Genomic DNA, 19,897 nt, shown 5'->3' on the forward strand with positions numbered 1-19,897 from the left:
GTCGCATGTTAATCCATTATGAAAGTGAATGGTATGGCAAGCTTGATTCAGAAGACAAATTGCCAAAATGGGAAGCGTTAAATAGTGAAATGACAGAAAATGCCAGCAATGTATTGGATTATTTAAATGAAGGAAATGAAGCAAAACTTGATGCTTATATCAACACGCTAGAAACAAGCAAACAACAGTCAGTAAAAAAGGGGATTGAAGCGCTAAGAAGAAAAATTGAAACGTTTCCAAAAGACTACAAAAGTAATCCAAAGCAGAAGCTGAACCAAGAACAAATTAAAATTTATGCACAAGTGCAGAAATTAGAACAACAAGTCATGGTTTGGGAAAAAACCAAAGAGAAAATCAAGAAAATGTTATGGTGGGATGATGTCGCTAAAGGCTTAGCGAAGCTAAATCAAACAAATGGCACACAACCAGAAAATGCTAAAACCACCCCACCTGCCACACTTAGTGCTGATGGAAAAGCATGGTTTATTCATCCTGTTCAAATTATAAGTATTGTTAATAAAAAATATCAAATAACTACAGACTTTCTTGAAAAAGTGATGAACAAAACTGGGAAGTGGTTTAATGGAAAAGGTGGAGGAAAAACCTTTGAAGAAAACTTTATTCTAAATTATCCAGATATTTATCAGATTGATAAAACTCTTTTTGTATCGCTATTAAATAGCTCATTGAAAAAATTTAATATTACAACTCCATATCAAAAAGCTCATTTTTTAGCACAATGTTTTCATGAATCAGCAGGATTTGAATCAACATTGGAGTTTTCCTCAGAAATTAACTATGAGCCAGATGTCCATAAAGATGCTATTAAAAATGGAAATACAAAAAAAGGGGATGGACCTAAATACAAGGGTAGAGGTTTGATACAACTTACTTGGAAGAATAATTATATTAAATTTTCCAAGTACGAAGGTGTTGATTTTGTAGCAAATCCAGATTTAATAGCACAAAATATGAAATACTCAATTGATGTATCTTGTTGGTTCTGGCGTTTTAATGGAGGTATATATAAAAAATATAATGCTAATGGAGATATTAATATACTTATTGATAATGAAAAAGATAATGTGACATTGGTAACGAAGGCTGTAAATGGCGGTAGAAACGGTTTGGAGCATAGAATTAGAATTTTTAATAAAATAAAAGAAGAATGGGAATTAGAGTAATGATTAAAAACATGAAATTATTAAAAATATCAATGTTATTTTTTTATTTCCTAGCGACACATTCATATGGAAGTATAGAGTTTAATAAAATAAAACAATCAATTTATCATTGTTTTGATAATAGTTCTGATTGTCAACATATTAAAGTACCCATTGAGTTGAATGATGAAATTGATGAGTCAATCTTATCAATTGACAAATTTTTTGGTCAAAATTATTTATTGATGACATTAAAATATAATTCTACACCAAATAAGTGTTATTCGCTTTATGAAATAAAAAATCATATTATTCAAGCTAAAGAGAAACAAATTTTAAGCGATGGTTCTCAGTTATGTGATTATAAGAAAACCAATGATCAATTAATTAATCGTTTTCTTGATGGAGGAAAGTGGTATGAAAAACTTTATAAAGAAAAGGAGAAATATTATCAAATAATATTAGAAGATCAATGTATTGGTTGTGATATGGTGCAGCGTAAAATTTATAATAAAAATTTAAATTATTTATTGGTGACAAATGAGCATAATCTTCTTGATAGAAAACCAATAATTAAAAAGATAGCTATTAAAAAGGCTTATTTATATGATGATGCTTTGGAAAACTCAAAAACTAAAATGTATTTAATTGAAGATGACAAGGTAGAATTATTACAGTACCGAGACGATTTTTATCAAATTCGATATTTAACTAAAACCCAGAAGTTAATTGTTAAATGGGTTCATTCTTCGGCTTTACAAGCACATTAATTTGACTATGTAAGAATAATATCTGAACAAATCAAAAAATGTTATGGTGGGATGATGTCGCTAAAGGCTTATCTAAACTGAGTCAACCCAAAGACACGCCTTCAGAAAATGGCGAGACAACCAATACCACACCTGCCACGCTTAGCGCTGATGGTAGGGCGTGGTTTATTCATCCGGTAGCATTATTTAATTTCAAACCGAAATTTTGTATAACAGTTGATATGTTAAAGCAAATTTTCACTTATGTATCAAATAATCGGCTAGATTTATTACAATTCATAGTAAATGATATTAACGTTCATATGAACAAATATAGACTTGATACACCTCTCAGATTAAGTCATTTTTTTGCTCAAATTAGACAAGAAGTTGGCTTATCACTAAAAACTGAAGAAAATTTTACTTATAGTGTTAGTGGATTAAAAACAAATTAATCCCTATTATCCCAATAAGGCAAAAGAGTTTAACAATATGGCACACCGTGCAAAAATGTTAGACATTGCAAAGAAAGCTTTTGACGGGCTATTTGAAGAATAGAAACAACAAAAAGGCACTTATCGAAGCGAGATTAGATAAATTTGGCATCACCCAGCCTTATCAGCGAGACTTTACTCTGCAAAAAGTGCAACGCATTAAACCGTTATTCTGTATTAAACAATCGATAGTAATTCAGTGGATAATAAACCTTGTATGATAGTGAGCTGGTGTAAAAAATATACCATCAATCAGTAGGGCAAAGCTCACGCTAATACGAGAGTAAAAGATAATATTTTTTGTTTAGGTACATTCGAATATTTATATCTTTTTGAATTTAAATTAAAAATTGGTATTTCTTGGTAGAACGATAGAAATTGGAAAAAGCCTACTTACGACTTATTAAAAATCAATAAGTTAAAAATCTTTAAAAATTTAAAAAATCTGGTAGAATTTGTTGGTCGCTATAACTGTAAATAAAACAGATAGCTACAATTAGAGTGTTCCCTGTATACACAGGGATAAACCGCGAGCTGAGCGACTAAACCGTATTCAATTAGTGTGTTCCCTGTATACACAGGGATAAACCGCTGCTAGCAATACAGCGTAGCGGTGAACCTGTGTGTTCCCTGTATACACAGGGATAAACCGGGTGCTAATTTTGGTTATGTATTTGATGCGCAAGTGTTCCCTGTATACACAGGGATAAACCGAGGTCACTCACTCATGGTCTGTTTCGGGCGGTGTGTTCCCTGTATACACAGGGATAAACCGATAAGCACGGCATTTTAATAGACGGCTACATTGTGTTCCCTGTATACACAGGGATAAACCGTACGCCAAGTTGATTTTCTAAATTCGGAAAATGTGTTCCCTGTATACACAGGGATAAACCGGTATGTTAGCGTCATTATCAACTCTAAATAAGGTGTTCCCTGTATACACAGGGATAAACCGCAAACAAACTTTGCCATTTTACTGGTGGATGAGTGTTCCCTGTATACACAGGGATAAACCTTCCCTTTGATTCTCAGCAGCAGTCTTATTACTGTGTTCCCTGTATACACAGGGATAAACCGCACAGCTAAAGACGTGGAAAAAATACCGCATTGTGTTCCCTGTATACACAGGGATAAACCGTTTGTCTAACTGCGATTTATACAGCTCTGCTGGTGTTCCCTGTATACACAGGGTTTCTCAATCCATAAAATTCTTAATACCTATCTATAAAATATCTCATAATGCGGTTATCTACCGTTAACTCAGGGTGAAATGAACAAACCAAGATATTATCTTGTTGTGCCATTACACAATGATCATTAACGAAAGCAAGTTGTTTGACTTGTTTACTTGCTTTTATAATATACGGTGCCCGTATAAAAACAGCAGGAATTTGTTGACCGATTAGTTCAATATTTAAAAGTGTTTCAAAGCTGTTAATTTGTCGCCCAAAGCCATTGCGCTCAACACTAATATCGATTAAGCCAAGCTGTTCTACTTCATTATGTGTTGTGGTTTTACCGCAAAGCACAAGCCCTGCACAAGTACCTAAAACTCCTTTACCTTGTTTAGCTAATTGTTTTATTGGCTCTATTAATCCATTTTGTTTTATTAAGCGACTAATAGTGGTTGACTCTCCGCCGGGAATAATTAAGCCATCTAAATTAGCTAATTGTTCGGGTTTCTGAACGAGTGTTGCTTGTACATTATCGATACTATTTAGCATTGAAATATGCTCACTAACCGCTCCTTGTAAGTTGAGCACACCAATGTATTTAACTTTGCTTAGTTTGGATGATTTTGCCATTACCAACCTCGATCTTGCATTTTTTCTGATTGAGTAAGTGTGCTGATTTCAATGCCTTTCATGGCTTCGCCTAATCCTTTTGATAATTCAGCTAATCGTGGATAATCATCAAAATAAGTAGTAGCTTGTACAATGGCTTTGGCAAACTTTTCTGGATTTTGAGATTTAAAAATGCCTGAACCCACAAAAACACCATCGGCACCCAGTTGCATCATAAGTGCCGCATCGGCGGGGGTAGCAACGCCGCCAGCGGCAAAATTGACAACGGGTAACTTACCTAGTTGTTTTACTTGTAATACAAGCTCATAAGGTGCGCCAATTTCTTTAGCAAAAGTCATTAGCTCATCTTTTGATTTTCCTGTGACCAAACGGATTTGCTCATTTACTTTACGCATATGGCGAACAGCTTCAACAATATTCCCTGTTCCTGGTTCGCCTTTGGTACGTAACATTGATGTTCCTTCACCAATTCGACGTAGTGCTTCACCTAAATCACGACAACCACAAACAAAAGGCACGGTAAATTCATCTTTTAGAAGATGGTACTGTTCATCGGCTGGGGTTAGTACTTCGCTTTCGTCAATATAATCAACCCCCATTGATTCTAAAATACGTGCTTCAACAATGTGGCCAATACGTGCTTTAGCCATAACAGGTATGCTAACAGCATTCATGACTTGTTCAACAATAGTAGGATCTGCCATTCGAGCGACACCGCCAGCAGCTCGAATATCTGACGGTACTCGCTTTAAAGCCATTACCGCAACTGCACCAGCTTGTTCGGCAATTTTAGCTTGTTCAGCATTAACAACATCCATAATTACGCCGCCTTTTTGCATTTGTGCCATACCACGTTTAACGGTCTGTGTTCCTGTAATTTGATTCATTTTATACTCCTGATTAAAGTTGGTTTTGTTTTGCTATGTATTATTCAAGAGTATAGGGCTAGAAGAAACGGCCAATTGGATTATAATAAAGCCATCCAATTTGGGATTTTTAATGCGCTGTATTTAGTGTTATAACATAGAGAAAATGTTTAGATTTATTGATGTTAAAGAGGTAGCCCAACTATCAAGCTTCAATAAGCCATTTTAGTTTGGGAATATCAATAATGATAGATTTAAATAGGTCTAAAATATTCAAAATTTAACTGTAATTCTTTAATAAAAGAGAAAATAATGTGGCAAAAACAAAAATTAACCCAATTTGAAGGACCTCTTTTTAAAAAAATAATTCATTTGATCGAATATTATATCGAGCAAGGTATTTTGATTATTGGTGAGCGGTTACTTTCAGAACGTGAACTGGCTAAAAAATTACAGGTAAATCGCTCGACTGTTGTACATGCATTGGATATTTTAACTGAGCGTGGTGTATTAATTCGCCGCCAAGGTAGTGGCACTTATATTAATAACCAAAAATGGGGAGTACAGGCTTATTCGTCAATTAATTGGCATTTTCCTGCCCACTTTTATCAAAATAAAAAATCATTTTATCATCAAAAAGCTGAACAAATTCGCAAACAGCAAAAAAGGATTTGTGATTTGGCCAATGGTGACTTACCAACTGCAATGATTCCTAAATTGCTGTTACCTGATATTTCATTAAATGAGTTGATAATGTACGAAAAAGACAGCGATGATCTTCAACTAGGGTTGCCTTCTCTTAAACTGCAAATTGCTCGCTATATGCAAATCCAATTTGCCATGCAGTTGGATGTTAACCAGATTTTAATTACTTCAGGCACGCAACAATCTTTATTTCTTATTACTCAAGGTTTATTAAAACCTGGCGATGCGATAGGAATTGAATCACCTTCTTATTTTTATTCACTCCCTTTGTTTCAGGCAGCTGGATTACGTTTATATGGCATTGAATGTGATAAAGAAGGGATCATCCTTGAAAGTTTAAAAAAATTAGTGGAACAACACAAAATTAAATGGATTTTTCTTAACCCGATTTTTCAAAACCCTATGGGATTTGTTATGAGCGATATAAGGAAAAGAGCAGTACTTGCTTTTTGCCGATCTCAATGTATAGGGATAGTTGAGGATGATGCTTACAGTAGTTTAGCATTTAATGATAATTTGACCACGTTACCAATCAAAAAATTTGATTGCTACAATCAAGTGATCTATTTAGGGTCATTGTCTAAATATATTGGACGAAATATTCGAATAGGATGGATGGTTGCACCGCGTGAAATTATTGAAAATTTAGCTAAGATTCGTCAACATATTGATTCAGGTTTAAGCATTTTACCACAATTGTTAGCACAGGAATATTTACAAAGCCATTATAGGACACATCAGCAGTGGCTACGTAATCAATTACAGGTCAAAGCTAATCAGTTAATGCATTGGCTTGATAATCGTTTTGTTGGCAAAGTGAGTTATCACCCCCCATTAGGTGGCTTTCACTTATACGTATCTTTACCCGTAGATACCGCTGTTCAAGAGTTAGTAATACTTAATCAGTTATTATCACAAGGTATTATTGTGTCACAAGGTACAGATTTTGGTGATAACCTTGGTAAGGTGAGATTAAGCTATGGACATTTTGATCAGAATTTGATTTGATACTTTACCTATTTTGTTATTCTGCTTTCACTATGCAAAGTTTTAAAAAATCTTCATTATCGTTTAATAGAATTTTATGGCTAGCTGGTACAGGTTGGCTTTTTGATGCTATGGATGTAGGATTATTATCCTTTATATTAGCAGCATTAAAGCAAGACTGGGGACTTACACCAGCTCAACTAGGATGGATTGGTAGTGTTAATTCTATTGGTATGGCAATTGGTGCTTTTGTTTTTGGTATTTATGCTGATAAAAAAGGTCGTAAAGCTGCTCTCATTTTCACCTTATTTATGTTTAGTATTGCAAGTGGTTTAAGCGCTTTTGCTTGGGGGCTTGGTAGCTTGCTTATTTTACGGTTTTTTATTGGAATGGGGTTAGGTGGTGAGTTGCCTGTCGCTTCTACTTTGGTAAGTGAAATTGTGGAGCCAAAAGTGAGAGGTAAAATTGTTGTACTGCTTGAAAGCTTTTGGGCAATAGGTTGGATTTTTGCAGCATTGATTGCATACTTTATTATTCCCATTTCTGTTGTTGGTTGGCGTGGTGCCATGATTTTATGTGCGATTCCTGCTTTTTATGCGTTGTATTTACGATCTAACCTGCCTGATTCGCCATCTTATAGACAGTTAAATTCTGATTCAAAAAAAGAGTCGGTAATCAAAAAAATTAAGACACTGTTATCGAAAGAATTTCGTTGGCAAACATTAATGTTATGGATTGTTTGGTTTTGCGTGGTCTTTTCTTATTATGGTATGTTTTTATGGTTACCAAGTGTCATGATGATAAAAGGTTTTGATATGGTAAAGAGTTTTGAATATATTCTATTTATGACCATTGCTCAATTACCTGGTTATTTTAGTGTTGCTTGGTTAATTGAGCGAGTAGGGCGTAAATGGGTGTTGGTGATGTATTTATTTGGAACATTAGTTAGTGCTTACCTGTTTGGTATGGCTGAATCAGCTAATCAATTATTATTATATGGTGCATTATTGTCCTTTTTTAATCTTGGTGCTTGGGGAGCAATGTATGCTTACACGCCAGAGCAATATACAACAAACATTCGTGCAACGGGCTCTGGTATGGCAGCAGCAGTAGGACGAGTCGGAGGAATATTAGGTCCATTAATGGTGGGAGTATTGATGAATAATAAATATTCAATTAGTACGATTTTCACATTTTTCAGTTTATCTGTTTTAATTGCAATAATTTCGATAGTTGCATTTGGTAAAGAAACCAAACAACTTCAATTAAGATGATTACTTTATAAATTGGTTGTTGTATCAATTTAGTAAAACTTATACTTTTATCAATGAATCGCTTTATATTGATTGAGTTGCTTAATATATGAAGTGATGATTTAAAATACGTCATTGATGAGGCTGTTTATCAAATCATTTTCTTGACGTATTATAAGTAAGGTAGGTTATAAATATTTATTTTTTTATCGCTCAGGTTACTGATAATAAATGTTACTCGTGCTTGTAGTTCAATCCATCGATTCGGTTTTTTAATCAGGAGGTAATTTTGCATCTTTCCGCAAGGGCTTTTCATTATTTGGGTATTATTGCAACTATTGCTTCTTTAGGCATGTATTTTTCTTATATTCCGCAAATAATAGATAATTTACATGGCATTAAATCAAATCCGACTCAGCCGCTGGCGGCCGCTATTAATTGTGCATTGTGGGTGAGTTATGGTCTTTTACGAGAAAAAAAGGATTGGCCAATTGCAATAGCTAATTTTCCAGGGGTTATTTTTGGTTTAATGGCTTTTATTACGGCTTTATAGTTGTCGAATTGTTTAAAATTAAAATGGTAATCTTTTTCCTACTTTATTCGCTTTTGATTTTGTTTTAAATATTTTTAATTATTTACTTTAGTTATTTTTTATCAATTTAATACTTGATTTTTTCTAAAGAATAAGATTGCTTTGATGGAAGCTCATTATTTGACCTCGTTATTAACTTATTGATAGTGAAAGTAATATTGAGTTATCAACAGGTTTGTTAAATACTTATCAAATAGTAAAGTGAATAATTTATGAAGTTAAATACAGTGGGAATTATCATCTGTAATGATATTTGAAACAACTCAGTATTGTGTAATATAGATTTGCTTAAATGGCGCATAAAATTAGTTCAATATGGTTTTAAGTAGAGATGAAAAAATTCAAATAGTTAAAATGCAGCATTCTCCCGCCTTAGCTTAAGGTAGGAGAAGTAAATATACATATTTATAATAAGTTAGTATAATTTTGATGTGTTGATTTGTTCCAAACACTTGCTTGCACTTGACCTATATGTTTTTGCTGCAAAAGTAACATAACCAAACGAGATTGCCCAATTCCTCCCCCAATCGTTTGCAGTAGATCACCATTGATTAAAGCTTTGTGCCAAGTATATTTTAATCGTGATTCGTCATTAGTAATTTTTAATTGACGTTTTAAGGCTTCTGGATTAACACGGATGCCCATTGATGAAATCTCAAATGCACTATTTAATGCAGGATTCCAAACCAAAATATCACCGTTTAAGCCTTTAGAACCCATTTCGTTATCGGAACTCCAATCATCATAATCAGGAGCCCTGACATCGTGCCTTTCATTATTAGATAATTTACCACCAATTCCAATTAAAAAAACGGCTCCTAATTCTTTGGTGATTGCATTCTCTCGTTCTTTCGGCGAAAGGTTAGGATAACGTTTTAACAGTTGCTCACTCTCCATAAATGTAATGGATTCAGGTAAAAATTGTGATGAATGATACCTTTCAGATACTGTTTTTTCAGTGGTTTTGATAGCTGAATAAATTTTTTCAACAGTTTGTTTTAAATAGGCCAATGTACGATCTTCAGGCCGTATTACTTTTTCCCAATCCCATTGATCAACATAGACAGAATGTATTGGTGTAAGTTGATCTTCATCAGGTCTTAACGCTTTCATATCTGTGTATAAACCTTGGCCAACTTGAAAATGGTGATCACTTAAAACTTTACGTTTCCATTTGGCAAGAGAATGAATAACTTCGAATTGAGCATTAGGAATAGCTTTGACTTTGACTTTTACTGCTTTTTCCGTTCCGGCTAAATTGTCTTGGATGCCATCACCAACTAGACTTAATATAGGAGCTTGTACTTCAATAAGTGATAAATTTTCTGCTAATTGCTTAGCAAAAAATTGTTTTATAAAACTTATGCGCTGTTGCTGATCTATAAATGATGTCGTCATGTCCACTCTTTAATTATTCATTAATTAGTACTTCTAAATTAAACTAGAAAACAAAAATATGCAAGTTAGAACAATCAGTGCTTATATGGAGTTTTTTTGATCGACAAAGCCCAAGGTAAGCTAAAATTATTTTGCTTTAATATTGAATCATATTAGGGATTATTTATCGTATAACATAATTAAACTGTGATATTTTTTTAGATTAATTTTTGTTTGTATAGGTAGTAATAATATTGGTTAAATTTGAGTTTTACCATAGCAACAAAATTGGGCACTTTAAATGTCAATTTTTTATTATTAAGGATAAATTCAACTTTTACTTTTTGCCCAACTTTTCTTAAATTTTAAATATTATTCATTGATATTTGAGTAATAATGTGTGTTAGCATTTCCTAATGCAGTTAAACCAATTAGAATCATTTCATTGCGATTAAAATAAGTAATAATATGTCTAATATTAAAAGCTGCTATAGTGCTAAATAATGATATTGCTACATTTTTGTATCAATTGAACCATATCTTATTGAGTAGTCATCAAATTTTGATTTCACGAAACGAAATCTAATTTTTTCTATTTTAAAAACTCAATCATTTGTGTAAATTTATTTTAATGACCTATAATAAAAAACCGTTCAATAAGAACGGTTTTTTATTTGTTGATAAAATCGCAATAGCTTATTAAGCTTTGTATTTTTTCATGACAATGGATGCATTTGTACCACCAAAGCCAAAGCTATTTGACATGACTGTTGTTAGCTCTCGTTCAGTAGGTTCAGTAATAATGTTCATTCCAATTGCAACTTCATCAAGCTCATCAATATTGATACTTGGTGCAATAAAGCCATGTTCTAACATTAATAATGAATAGATAAGTTCTTGCGCACCAGTTGCACTTAATGAGTGGCCAGTCATTGATTTTGTTGATGAAATAGCAGGAATGTTATCACCAAATACTTGTTTGATTGCCCATAATTCTTTTACATCACCAACTGGAGTTGATGTGCCGTGGGTGTTTATATAATCAACAGGTACATCTAAATCTTGAATGGCAAGTTGCATACAGCGCATTGCACCTTCGCCCGATGGAGCAACCATATCATGACCGTCTGATGTTGCTCCATAACCAACTAGTTCACCATAAATATGAGCACCTCGTGCAAGAGCATGTTCTAGTTCTTCAACAACAACCATACCAGCACCACCAGCGATAACAAAACCATCACGATTTGCATCATAAGCACGTGACGCTTTTTCTGGAGTGTCGTTATATTTTGTTGATAAAGCACCCATGGCGTCAAATTCGCAAGACATTTCCCAGCATAATTCTTCCCCACCACCTGCAAATACAATATCTTGCTTGCCAAGTTGAATTAGCTCTGCTGCGTGACCGATACAATGTACCGAAGTTGCACAAGCTGATGTCATTGAGTAGCTAATACCTTTGATTTTAAATGGAGTCGCTAAACAAGCCGAAATTGCCGATGACATTGATTTTGTTACAGCATAAGGACCAACTCCACGTAATCCTTTTTCTTTCATTCCAGCAACGACATTGTATTGAGTTTTGGTTGAACCGCCATAACCAGCAATTAAACCTGTACGTGGATTAGAGATTTGTTCTGGGGTTAATTTAGCATCTTCGATCGCTTGTTGTAATGCCAGATAGCCATAGATAGAAGCATCATTCATAAAGCGAACTACTTTGCGATCAATTAAACCTGTAGTATCTAATTTGACATTTCCGCATACATGGCTACGCATTCCGCTATCTTTCATTTCTTGTGAAAAAGTAATTCCACTGCGACCTACTTTTAATGATTCTAAAACTTCTTTAGTATTATTCCCAATGCTTGAAAGAATACCTAACCCTGTAATAACAACGCGTTTCATTTAATGTTCAGCTCCTAAATTAAATGCTTTATAAAGACCTTGGTAATTATAGCGTACACTTGTAAGCTGAACAATACCTTAATAATCTTTTTATTTTACCAATTGAATAATATATTGATCGTTTAATTAAAGAGCGTTATTAATATTTTATAGTTTTTAGCTAGTCATGCTTTTAACTGACTTCACTTCTATTATTTGCTTGCAGAAAAGAATAACATCATAGTATACTGTATAAATACACAGTATTGGTAGATCCAAAATGAATGAAAAAATAATAGCTAAACTAGAAATATTAGCCGAATCGGCAAAATATGACATTTCTTGCGCTTCAAGTGGATCTTCCCGAAGCAATCGAAATAAAGGTATAGGTAATGCACGTCATTGTGGTATCTGCCATACTTTTACTGCTGATGGAAGATGCGTTTCATTATTAAAAGTTATGCTGACTAATTATTGTATGTTTGATTGTGCTTATTGCATTAATCGACAAAGTAACGATATTCCTAGAGCTGGATTTACGACTAAAGAACTGGCTGACTTAACTATCGAATTTTATCGCCGCAATTATATTGAAGGCTTATTTATTAGTTCCGGAATTGTGAGAAGTCCAGATCATACCATGGAAAGAATGATTCGAGTGGTAAAGATTTTGCGTAATGAGCATGGCTTTAATGGTTATATACATATGAAAGCGATTCCAGGCGCAAGTAACGAGTTAATTAATCAAGCTGGTTTATTAGTTGATAGGATGAGTGTTAATTTAGAAATTCCAACTGAGCAAAATCTCAAATTATTAGCACCAGATAAAGATCACCAAAGCATATACCAACCTATGCGTCAAATTCATCAAAATTTGTTAGAAAATATCGAAGATCGCAAAAAAATTCGATCAACCCCTAAATTTGTGCCTGCAGGGCAAAGTACTCAAGTTATTATCGGTGCAACTGATGAATCGGATAAACAGATTTTGCAATTAACTGCTAAACTTTACAAACGGCCTAGCATGAAGCGGGTTTATTATTCGGGATTTATTCCTGTAAATAGTTATGATAAAAGGTTGCCTGTTGTGAAAGAAGTTCCAAGAGTACGTGAAAACCGATTATATCAAGCAGATTGGTTATTGCGTTTTTACGCTTTTGATGTCGATGAAATTGTTAATGATAAATATCCTAACCTTGATTTAGCCGTTGATCCTAAACTTTCTTGGGCTATACGTAATCCGCAGTTTTTTCCTGTCGATATTAATCGCGATAGTTATCAAAAGATCCTGCGTGTACCAGGAATTGGCGTTAAATCAGCTAAATTAATTGTTATGGCAAGAAGACATCGTAAATTAACTCTTGATGCTTTGAAACGTATTGGTGTAGTACTTAAACGTGCACAATTTTTTATTATTTGCCACGAAATGAAAAAATTTAAATTATTAGATTCATCGGCTGAATATATTCGGCTATCTTTACAGGAACCCTCTTTGCTTGAAGATAAATCAACTAATGTACCTACTCAGTTAGTGATGGGATGGTGATATGTTAGCATTTTATTATGATAAAAGTTTTGAAGGACTGCTTTGTGCTGTTTTTGATGCTTTTAAATTAAAAAAAATGCCAGAATGTTTATTAACAGAAGGGCAAGTTGAGCCACTTTTAGTTACTGAGTCTCATTTTGTCGAATTTCGCAATAGTAAATTTGAGCGTGTGCAAACAGCGTTGGAAAAAAAAATAAGCACTACTTCCCTTAATCAGCTAATTTATGTTTGGTTATCGGAATTGCCCGAAAGTGATTTAATTATTTTCCGTTATATTTGTAAAGTTTTTAAGGCTGAGCACTCAATTGAAACAGATTTTGCCGATCCTGATGTACTTTTTGTGCGAGATATAGCAAAAAAAGTGAGTAGGGAAAGGCACTATTTGATGCAATTTGTTCGTTTTACAACTATTGAAAATCCCATTAAATATTCTGGTAATAATCAACCTGACAAAATTTATTTTTCTGTTGTCGCTCCTGTTTATAATGCATTACCTTTAGTAGTGAATTTTTTTAAAGATCGTTTTGCTGATCAGCAATGGGCAATTTATGATGAAAAAAGACAGTATGGATATTTTTATAATTTAGAAAGCATTGAAAAAATATCCCTTGCTGATCCAGATGATCTTATTGTTAATGGTCAAGTTAGGCAAAAATATTTATCGCCTAATGAAACACTTTTTCAAAATATGTGGCTTCGCTATTGTAATGCATTAACAATTAAAGAAAGAGAAAATCCTAAATTACAACGCCGACAAATGCCGAAGCGATTTTGGCATTATTTACCTGAAATGAAAGGCAAATAAAAAAACCGTCAATTATTAGTCGGTTTTTTTTACGATTATTACTATCACAGGTCATTCTGAATCAATATCGTTGATAAAACTATTAATGGACTCTTGGCGTTGTTGCTGTTTTCCTTCATCCACTTTGCCACCAGATACAATAAAATCATGACGTTGGAAGTAGGCATTACGCATAAAATTATATGGATCATCACTATTTTTAATCAGATCTTCAAATTCAATGGCAACAGCTCGTGCTTCTATTCCATCAAAGACACCTCGTACTAATGCCCATTGCCAATCAAGCCAAACTAACGGAGGGTAAAGAGTATCGATCATACTACCTCCTTCATCTCTTAACGTTGCTGAACCATAAAATGGTAAAACAGCGTATGGTCCATAAGGAACTTTGTAATGCCCTAGTACGTCACCGAAAGAATGCCTATTACCTTTTTGTAATTGAGGATCTGCAATGCTTGCGACATCAAACAATCCGGCAAGTCCAAAGACTGTATTTAGAAAGAATCGTGCAAAATGTTTACCAGCTTGTTGAGTTTCACCCTGTAATAAACTATTGACCATTGAAGCGGGTTCAGAAAGGTTAGAAGAAAAATTAACTACACCTTTACGCAATGGTGTTGGAACATAATCTTTCCAAACAACGGCTGCTGGACGTAAAATATACGGATCAAGTGCATAATAGTTGACATTAAACATGACTTTATTGAACCCAGATAGAGGATCACTATATGTGTTCGTTTCTGGTTCATAAGAAGCACAGCTAGTGAGAGCCATTATAGAAAACATAATACCAATTATTCTTTTTTTCATAGTATCTTCAATTAAAAATAATGAGGTCTAAGTTTAAGTAATTGTATCATGTTTACTCAAAATGCAAAATTTTTCGTTATTTAATTGGCATTGTTATTTTAAATTTATTAAAATAAGCAATCTTATGACCTCATAGTTAAATGGATATAACAAGCCCCTCCTAAGGGCTAGTTGCAGGTTCGATTCCTGCTGGGGTCGAAATCGCAAACAAGATTAAAAACGACATTCTACGATTTAAGCCTTATTTTAACAGTGTTTTAAGGTATTTCGATACGACTAAACACGATTCTAAACGATTGACAACGCAAACATTTAAACGGTATATTTACGGTATATTTTAATACCGTGACCAAAAATACCGTAATTATGCTAACTGTAAAAGCCATTGAATCAGCAAAACCAAAAGAAAAACCGTACAAGTTGCCAGACTTTGAAAGCCTATATCTATACATCACACCTACAGGAACTAAATCTTGGCGCTATGATTATCAGTTCAACGGCAAAAGAAAAACGCTAACGATCGGTAAGTATCCGTATATTAGTTTATCTGATGCACGCAACGAAAAAGAATTAGCTCGGCAGATGCTTGCTTACGGCAAAGATCCTGCTGTTGAGCGAAAAAGAAAAACTTTACTTGCTAATATCGCGCAAGGAAATACTTTTAAAAAAATAACCCTTGAATGGTTTGATACAAAAAAACGGAATTGGTCTATCAATACCAGAGAAATGATTATTCGGTATTTTGAAAGAGATATATTCCCGTTCGTTGGCGATATGGATATTGCGCAAATCAAGCCTCTAGAAATGTTAAACTGTTTAAAACAAATAGAAAATAGAGGCGCATTGGAGATTGCAAAAAAAATGCGCCAACGATGTACCGAAGTTTTTCAATATGCAATTATTACAGAGAGAGCGGAAAACAATCCTGCACGTGAATTAGCTAAAGCCATGATCACACATACGCCAGAAAATTATGCGTTTTTAATGGAGGATGATATGCGTGAATTTATGAGAGCGTTACGATCGTATTCGGGTAATATTTTAGTTCGTTATGCTACAGAATTATTAATATTAACTGCTGTCAGGACTATGGAATTATTGAGTTGCAAATGGGAGTATGTAGACCTAGATAAAAAATACATAATACTACCAAAAGAATCCATGAAAAAATCAAGGGTTCACGTGGTTCCGTTATCTAATCAAGCTATTACTATTCTGAAATTTTTACAACCAATTACAGGACGGGGAGAATATGTTTTTCCTGGTAGAAATAGCAGTTTAAAACACATGTCTAACGGTGCTATTTTGGGCTTAATAAAACGATTGGGATTTGCTAATCGTGCAACTGGGCACGGATTTAGACATCAATTTTCTAGTGTGTTAAACGAGCATGGTTTTAATCGAGATTGGATAGAAAAACAGTTAAATCATGAGGAGGGCAGTGTGCGAGGTATTTACAACCACGCACAATATTTGGAGGGGCGTCGTGAGATGATGCAGTGGTATGCGGACTATATAGATAACCTAACCGCATGATTGATATTCTTGTTCTTTTTGGGCGAGATACGCATTAATGGTAGACAATTTCCAGCGTGGGTGTCTACCTAAATACAAATCGGGCTTTGGGAATTTTTCCTTTGCCACCCATTTGTCTAGTGTCGTTTGATCTAGCTCGCCCAAATATGAGCAAACTTGCGCTTTGCTGTAGCGCGGATCTTCAATTGTTAGATTATTTAACATTATTTACTCCTATAATTTCTTCTCATATCTCTCGCTGTGCTTTAGTGTAGTTAGTCATGTTTGCCTCTACTAATAAAGCAATGTTATAATTTCAGTCACATCATCTAAATTCATAGCCCACTCTACAAAATCATTCGAATGCATAGCAGGCACAAAATAGCCGTCGCTTTCTTTACTAATTAAAGCGCAACTGATAATTAACGTATCTTCACCACTTTTTACATATGCGAAACCATTGTGATTTATAAGAATCTTTTTTAATTGTTTAGTCATAATATTCCTTATTCTGCAATACAAACCTAGACATTACTCCGATACTCAACATCACATATCCATCTCTCAAATACTCTGCATCATCTAAAATGTGAGAGATGATAACGCTACATTTACGACCTGTACGATTACCGCTCTGGTCAATTTCATTTAAAACTAGAATATCACCGACTTTGTAATTACGGTCGTTGAAACGTATTTCGGCTTTTTTCTGACATTGAGCAACGTCCATAAAATACTCTGATTTAATTTTTAGTTCGTGTGTAGTCATGATTATTTCCTCTTAATTACAGCTTTTACTGGTTCGACCATACAGTTATCAGCAAACACTTCTCCTTGACCGCTAATAAGATTGATTGCGCATCCGTTAGTTATTTCGTGTACACCTTTAGATGAGCATTTGAAAACAAACGACAGAATAATCGGGTCTAATTCAATCTTCATATAAAGCTCGTTATCAAACAAGAAAACATAACCATAGTCGATATGTTGAAATTCGATTTTGCCGTGGTTAAATACGGATTCATCAATTTGCATAATTATTCCCATAAAATATCTACGCAAAATAATCAGCGCAGATAGTTGTAATAAATTAATAGAATAGGGTGGTTGTTAAATGAGTTATTAACAGATTTTGTGGATTAAAAAGGGCATTAAGCCCTTTGTTTACGTATATCAGTTAGGCTACAAGTTTAGTGCTTAACATTTTAGTTAATTTTGTAATTCCCTTACCTGTTACAAGAGTTGTTATGACATCTTGAATGCCTTTTTCTGGGTGCTCCCAATTTGAAAGTTTTACATCCAATAATCCCTGTTCTATCTTATCTTGGTACGGTTCATTGCGGCGATTTATCCATTTTCTTTGTCGCATCAATTGTAATAATCTATTGCGCCCAGTCCCTAACGTTTTTGCCGCTTGCCCAACAGATACAGCACCGTGAATATCTACAGCCATATCATGAAATTCTGCTTTAGGTTTTAGGTAATCAACTTCAAGTTGTAGTTTTTCTTTTTCTTCCTCGGCTTGAATAACCATTAGTGCAAGCTCTTTGCTAGTTGGTAACTTTAATGGTTGTTGATTAACAATTTCTTCTAACTCGTGCATACGATCAATAACTTTCATTCTTAACGGAATGCTGTAGCCAGTGAGTAAACATTCAATGTATTTTTTAGGTAATAAATACTCTACTTGTTGTTTATTTTGAACATCTTTGTAGGTCTGCTCAAAACTGAGCACACTAATATTAAGTTGCTCTAACATATTTTTAATATCGCGTTTTACATTTCTATGCTCTTTATTTGTGAGTTCCGCTATCTCACGGCTAGACATTGTTAATACTTTGTTTTGTAAATTAATTAATTGATTCATAATTAAATGCCTCTCAATTCATTTTTGATAGAGTCCACCAAGTCATTTACAAGCCAGATAGCATCCATAATAAAAACGTGACGACTTTCAAAGCCTTCAATGCTTTGTCCATCAGTAGATAAGAGTTGTATTACAGCTAGTGCCTTGGCTGTTAATGCTTGAAGATTATTGACTGTATCTAGCGATATGCTTATGTTTTTTTGAGTTGACATGATTTTATACCTTTTCGTATGTTTAGTTATTTGATCACTTAGTAGGTGATCGGGCTTCAACTACCGCATACGACGGCGGGACTTATTCCTCTTTCGAGTATTGTATTACGTCCTCTCGACCCGATCATAGACATGATCAAATACCTAAAAATAGGCATAAAAAAACCGCTAGCTTTCGGGTGCGGAAGTCCGCGTATGTTGTAGTGATTACAACTATACAACCCGATGAAATTAATGTCAACACAGATAAATAAAATGCTTATATTGAGTTAATAGTGTGTCTTGGATATTGCAGTCCGATTTTGGCGAACGGGATATCGTCATCAAAATCCATTGGTGGCTCAGATTGTGCTGTTTTTTCAGTTTGTTTTGACGTTTGCTGATTAGTAGCGCTTTGCACGCTATCGCTGTTATTGCGAGAACCTAAAATTTGCAATGTACCTCCAATTGGATTGATAACAACTTCAGTAGTGTAACGATCATTGCCGGTTTGATCTTGCCATTTGCGAGTTTGTAATTGCCCTTCAATATACACTTGAGTGCCTTTTTTTAAGTATTCGCCCGCAATTTCGGCTAATTTACCGAAAATAACAACTCTATGCCACTCAGTGCGATCTTTTTGCTCGCCAGTTTGCTTATCTTTCCATGTTTCTGATGTCGCTATACTCAAATTAGCGACAGCATTACCATTTGGCATATAGCGAACTTCTGGATCTTGACCTAAATTACCCACTAAAATGACTTTATTTATTCCTCTAGCCATTTTTTTGCTCCAATTCTACCCATTCTGCTATTTCAACCATTTTTGTTATTTGTTTAACTTCGACGGGTATTTGAGATTCAAACAAGTCATCTTGACACTCTGTTAACCCCCGCTCCCAATTAACTCTAAACGTACGACATCCAAGCTTAATAATTTCCTGTTTATATACTGTCCAGTCACCGCTTCGAACATCTATAGAATCAACAGCGTAACAGTCACGTATTAAACGCTTAACCTCGCATTCTGTTAACCATTCATTATTATCAATTTTTCTTAAAATTTCTTTTTCAAAATCATTAATCGTTTTATTTGTCATGCTCGTTCTCCAGTTGTTTTAAATTCTCAACAATTTGTTGCTGTATTTTTTCAATTTGCATCTTTAATCTAAAATTCACTGCTTGCGTAGCGTTGTTCAAACTCGAATGTAATAAATAGCTCTTTTTATTAATTCTCGTATTGTCACAATAAACACTATTTTCAGTTATTTTTGCAATT

General features: G+C 34.2%; 23 protein-coding genes, 1 tRNA gene and 1 CRISPR repeat array. Of the genes, 10 read left to right on the forward strand and 14 right to left on the reverse strand.

The genetic code is table 11. From position 1 onward, the window contains the following. The 3 genes from A9G48_RS11235 to A9G48_RS09230 form a co-directional block, all read left to right on the forward strand. Positions 1 to 1,184, forward strand: a 1,184-nt coding sequence (locus A9G48_RS11235; RefSeq protein ID WP_218057869.1) for a glycoside hydrolase family 19 protein, incomplete at its 5' end; no start/stop codon positions are given. Between the two features lie 11 nt (positions 1,185 to 1,195). Continuing rightward, positions 1,196 to 1,933, forward strand: a complete 738-nt coding sequence (locus A9G48_RS09225; protein ID WP_133459393.1) for a hypothetical protein — start codon at positions 1,196 to 1,198, stop codon at positions 1,931 to 1,933. A 38-nt stretch (positions 1,934 to 1,971) separates the two neighbouring features. After that, positions 1,972 to 2,367, forward strand: coding sequence for a hypothetical protein (locus A9G48_RS09230; protein ID WP_065576107.1), 396 nt, complete (start codon positions 1,972 to 1,974; stop codon positions 2,365 to 2,367). A 539-nt stretch (positions 2,368 to 2,906) separates the two neighbouring features. Beyond that, positions 2,907 to 3,547: a CRISPR direct-repeat array (repeat unit 30 nt; unit sequence TGTGTTCCCTGTATACACAGGGATAAACCG). Positions 3,548 to 3,620: 73 nt separating this feature from the next. Here the strand turns inward: A9G48_RS09230 and pdxT are convergent. Both pdxT and pdxS read right to left on the reverse strand, forming a co-directional pair. Beyond that, the gene (gene pdxT, locus A9G48_RS09235; RefSeq protein WP_051825140.1) at positions 3,621 to 4,214 is read right to left on the reverse strand and encodes a pyridoxal 5'-phosphate synthase glutaminase subunit PdxT; all 594 of its coding nucleotides are present in this window, start codon (positions 4,212 to 4,214) and stop codon (positions 3,621 to 3,623) included. Continuing rightward, positions 4,214 to 5,101: a pyridoxal 5'-phosphate synthase lyase subunit PdxS gene (gene pdxS, locus A9G48_RS09240; RefSeq protein WP_065576108.1), complete on the reverse strand. Its 888-nt coding sequence runs from the start codon at positions 5,099 to 5,101 to the stop codon at positions 4,214 to 4,216. Before pdxS ends, pdxT begins: the two co-directional genes overlap by 1 nt. Positions 5,102 to 5,392: 291 nt before the next feature. Here pdxS and A9G48_RS09245 point away from each other — a divergent pair, with 291 nt between their 5' ends. The 3 genes from A9G48_RS09245 to A9G48_RS09255 all read left to right on the forward strand — a co-directional run bounded on the left by A9G48_RS09245 (position 5,393) and on the right by A9G48_RS09255 (position 8,578). Continuing rightward, positions 5,393 to 6,793 (forward strand): aminotransferase-like domain-containing protein, encoded by a 1,401-nt coding sequence (locus tag A9G48_RS09245; protein ID WP_065576109.1) that lies wholly within the window; start codon positions 5,393 to 5,395, stop codon positions 6,791 to 6,793. A 32-nt stretch (positions 6,794 to 6,825) separates the two neighbouring features. Next, on the forward strand, positions 6,826 to 8,046 hold the full coding sequence (locus A9G48_RS09250) for an MFS transporter (protein WP_065568730.1): 1,221 nt from the start codon (positions 6,826 to 6,828) through the stop codon (positions 8,044 to 8,046). A 268-nt stretch (positions 8,047 to 8,314) separates the two neighbouring features. Next, the gene (locus A9G48_RS09255) at positions 8,315 to 8,578 is read left to right on the forward strand and encodes a SemiSWEET family transporter (protein WP_034945109.1); all 264 of its coding nucleotides are present in this window, start codon (positions 8,315 to 8,317) and stop codon (positions 8,576 to 8,578) included. A gap of 444 nt (positions 8,579 to 9,022) precedes the next feature. On the opposite strand, the gene asnA is transcribed toward A9G48_RS09255, so the two are convergent. Next, complete coding sequence (gene asnA, locus A9G48_RS09260) at positions 9,023 to 10,015, reverse strand: aspartate--ammonia ligase (protein ID WP_034945112.1); 993 nt, start codon at positions 10,013 to 10,015, stop codon at positions 9,023 to 9,025. Between the two features lie 678 nt (positions 10,016 to 10,693). Beyond that, positions 10,694 to 11,905, reverse strand: a complete 1,212-nt coding sequence (gene fabB, locus A9G48_RS09265; RefSeq protein ID WP_034945116.1) for a beta-ketoacyl-ACP synthase I — start codon at positions 11,903 to 11,905, stop codon at positions 10,694 to 10,696. Positions 11,906 to 12,164: 259 nt separating this feature from the next. On the opposite strand from fabB, the gene A9G48_RS09270 reads away from it, so the two are divergent. Further along, on the forward strand, positions 12,165 to 13,430 hold the full coding sequence (locus A9G48_RS09270; protein ID WP_034945119.1) for a putative DNA modification/repair radical SAM protein: 1,266 nt from the start codon (positions 12,165 to 12,167) through the stop codon (positions 13,428 to 13,430). 1 nt (position 13,431) lies between these two features. Beyond that, positions 13,432 to 14,235: a TIGR03915 family putative DNA repair protein gene (locus A9G48_RS09275; RefSeq protein ID WP_034945122.1), complete on the forward strand. Its 804-nt coding sequence runs from the start codon at positions 13,432 to 13,434 to the stop codon at positions 14,233 to 14,235. A 51-nt stretch (positions 14,236 to 14,286) separates the two neighbouring features. Here A9G48_RS09275 and A9G48_RS09280 read toward each other — a convergent pair whose 3' ends face one another. Beyond that, positions 14,287 to 15,045 carry an MlaA family lipoprotein gene (locus A9G48_RS09280; RefSeq protein WP_034945126.1) on the reverse strand — a complete coding sequence of 253 codons (759 nt, stop codon included), beginning with the start codon at positions 15,043 to 15,045 and terminating at the stop codon, positions 14,287 to 14,289. 126 nt (positions 15,046 to 15,171) lie between these two features. Here A9G48_RS09280 and A9G48_RS09285 point away from each other — a divergent pair. After that, positions 15,172 to 15,243: transfer RNA gene (locus A9G48_RS09285), tRNA-Arg, on the forward strand. A gap of 147 nt (positions 15,244 to 15,390) precedes the next feature. Next, a complete protein-coding gene (locus tag A9G48_RS09290; protein ID WP_218057871.1) occupies positions 15,391 to 16,581 on the forward strand; it encodes a tyrosine-type recombinase/integrase in 1,191 nt (396 codons plus the stop codon). On the opposite strand, the gene A9G48_RS09295 is transcribed toward A9G48_RS09290, so the two are convergent. From A9G48_RS09295 to A9G48_RS11825, 9 genes are all read right to left on the reverse strand, one after another. Next, a complete protein-coding gene (locus A9G48_RS09295) occupies positions 16,570 to 16,785 on the reverse strand; it encodes a helix-turn-helix transcriptional regulator (protein ID WP_065568999.1) in 216 nt (71 codons plus the stop codon). The two genes, A9G48_RS09290 and A9G48_RS09295, sit on opposite strands and share 12 nt — an antisense overlap. Positions 16,786 to 16,854: 69 nt before the next feature. Further along, entirely contained in the window at positions 16,855 to 17,058 is a 204-nt protein-coding gene (locus A9G48_RS09300; protein WP_065576110.1) for a hypothetical protein, read from the reverse strand. After that, a complete protein-coding gene (locus A9G48_RS09305; protein WP_065576111.1) occupies positions 17,051 to 17,329 on the reverse strand; it encodes a DUF3850 domain-containing protein in 279 nt (92 codons plus the stop codon). The genes A9G48_RS09300 and A9G48_RS09305 overlap by 8 nt, the downstream gene beginning before the upstream one ends. A gap of 2 nt (positions 17,330 to 17,331) precedes the next feature. Next, the gene (locus A9G48_RS09310; protein WP_065609673.1) at positions 17,332 to 17,607 is read right to left on the reverse strand and encodes a hypothetical protein; all 276 of its coding nucleotides are present in this window, start codon (positions 17,605 to 17,607) and stop codon (positions 17,332 to 17,334) included. A gap of 130 nt (positions 17,608 to 17,737) precedes the next feature. Then, complete coding sequence (locus A9G48_RS09315) at positions 17,738 to 18,427, reverse strand: phage antirepressor KilAC domain-containing protein (protein WP_065576112.1); 690 nt, start codon at positions 18,425 to 18,427, stop codon at positions 17,738 to 17,740. 2 nt (positions 18,428 to 18,429) lie between these two features. After that, entirely contained in the window at positions 18,430 to 18,639 is a 210-nt protein-coding gene (locus A9G48_RS09320; protein WP_065575506.1) for a hypothetical protein, read from the reverse strand. Positions 18,640 to 18,898: 259 nt separating this feature from the next. After that, positions 18,899 to 19,402: a single-stranded DNA-binding protein gene (ssb, locus tag A9G48_RS09325; protein ID WP_065576113.1), complete on the reverse strand. Its 504-nt coding sequence runs from the start codon at positions 19,400 to 19,402 to the stop codon at positions 18,899 to 18,901. Next, entirely contained in the window at positions 19,395 to 19,718 is a 324-nt protein-coding gene (locus A9G48_RS09330) for a hypothetical protein (protein WP_065576114.1), read from the reverse strand. The genes ssb and A9G48_RS09330 overlap by 8 nt, the downstream gene beginning before the upstream one ends. Next, positions 19,708 to 19,897 (reverse strand): hypothetical protein (locus A9G48_RS11825; protein ID WP_218057774.1); only part of this gene is annotated, 190 nt, incomplete at its 5' end. The genes A9G48_RS11825 and A9G48_RS09330, both read right to left, overlap by 11 nt.

This window comes from Gilliamella sp. wkB18 (assembly GCF_001690875.1).
GTDB lineage: Bacteria > Pseudomonadota > Gammaproteobacteria > Enterobacterales > Orbaceae > Gilliamella > Gilliamella apicola_A.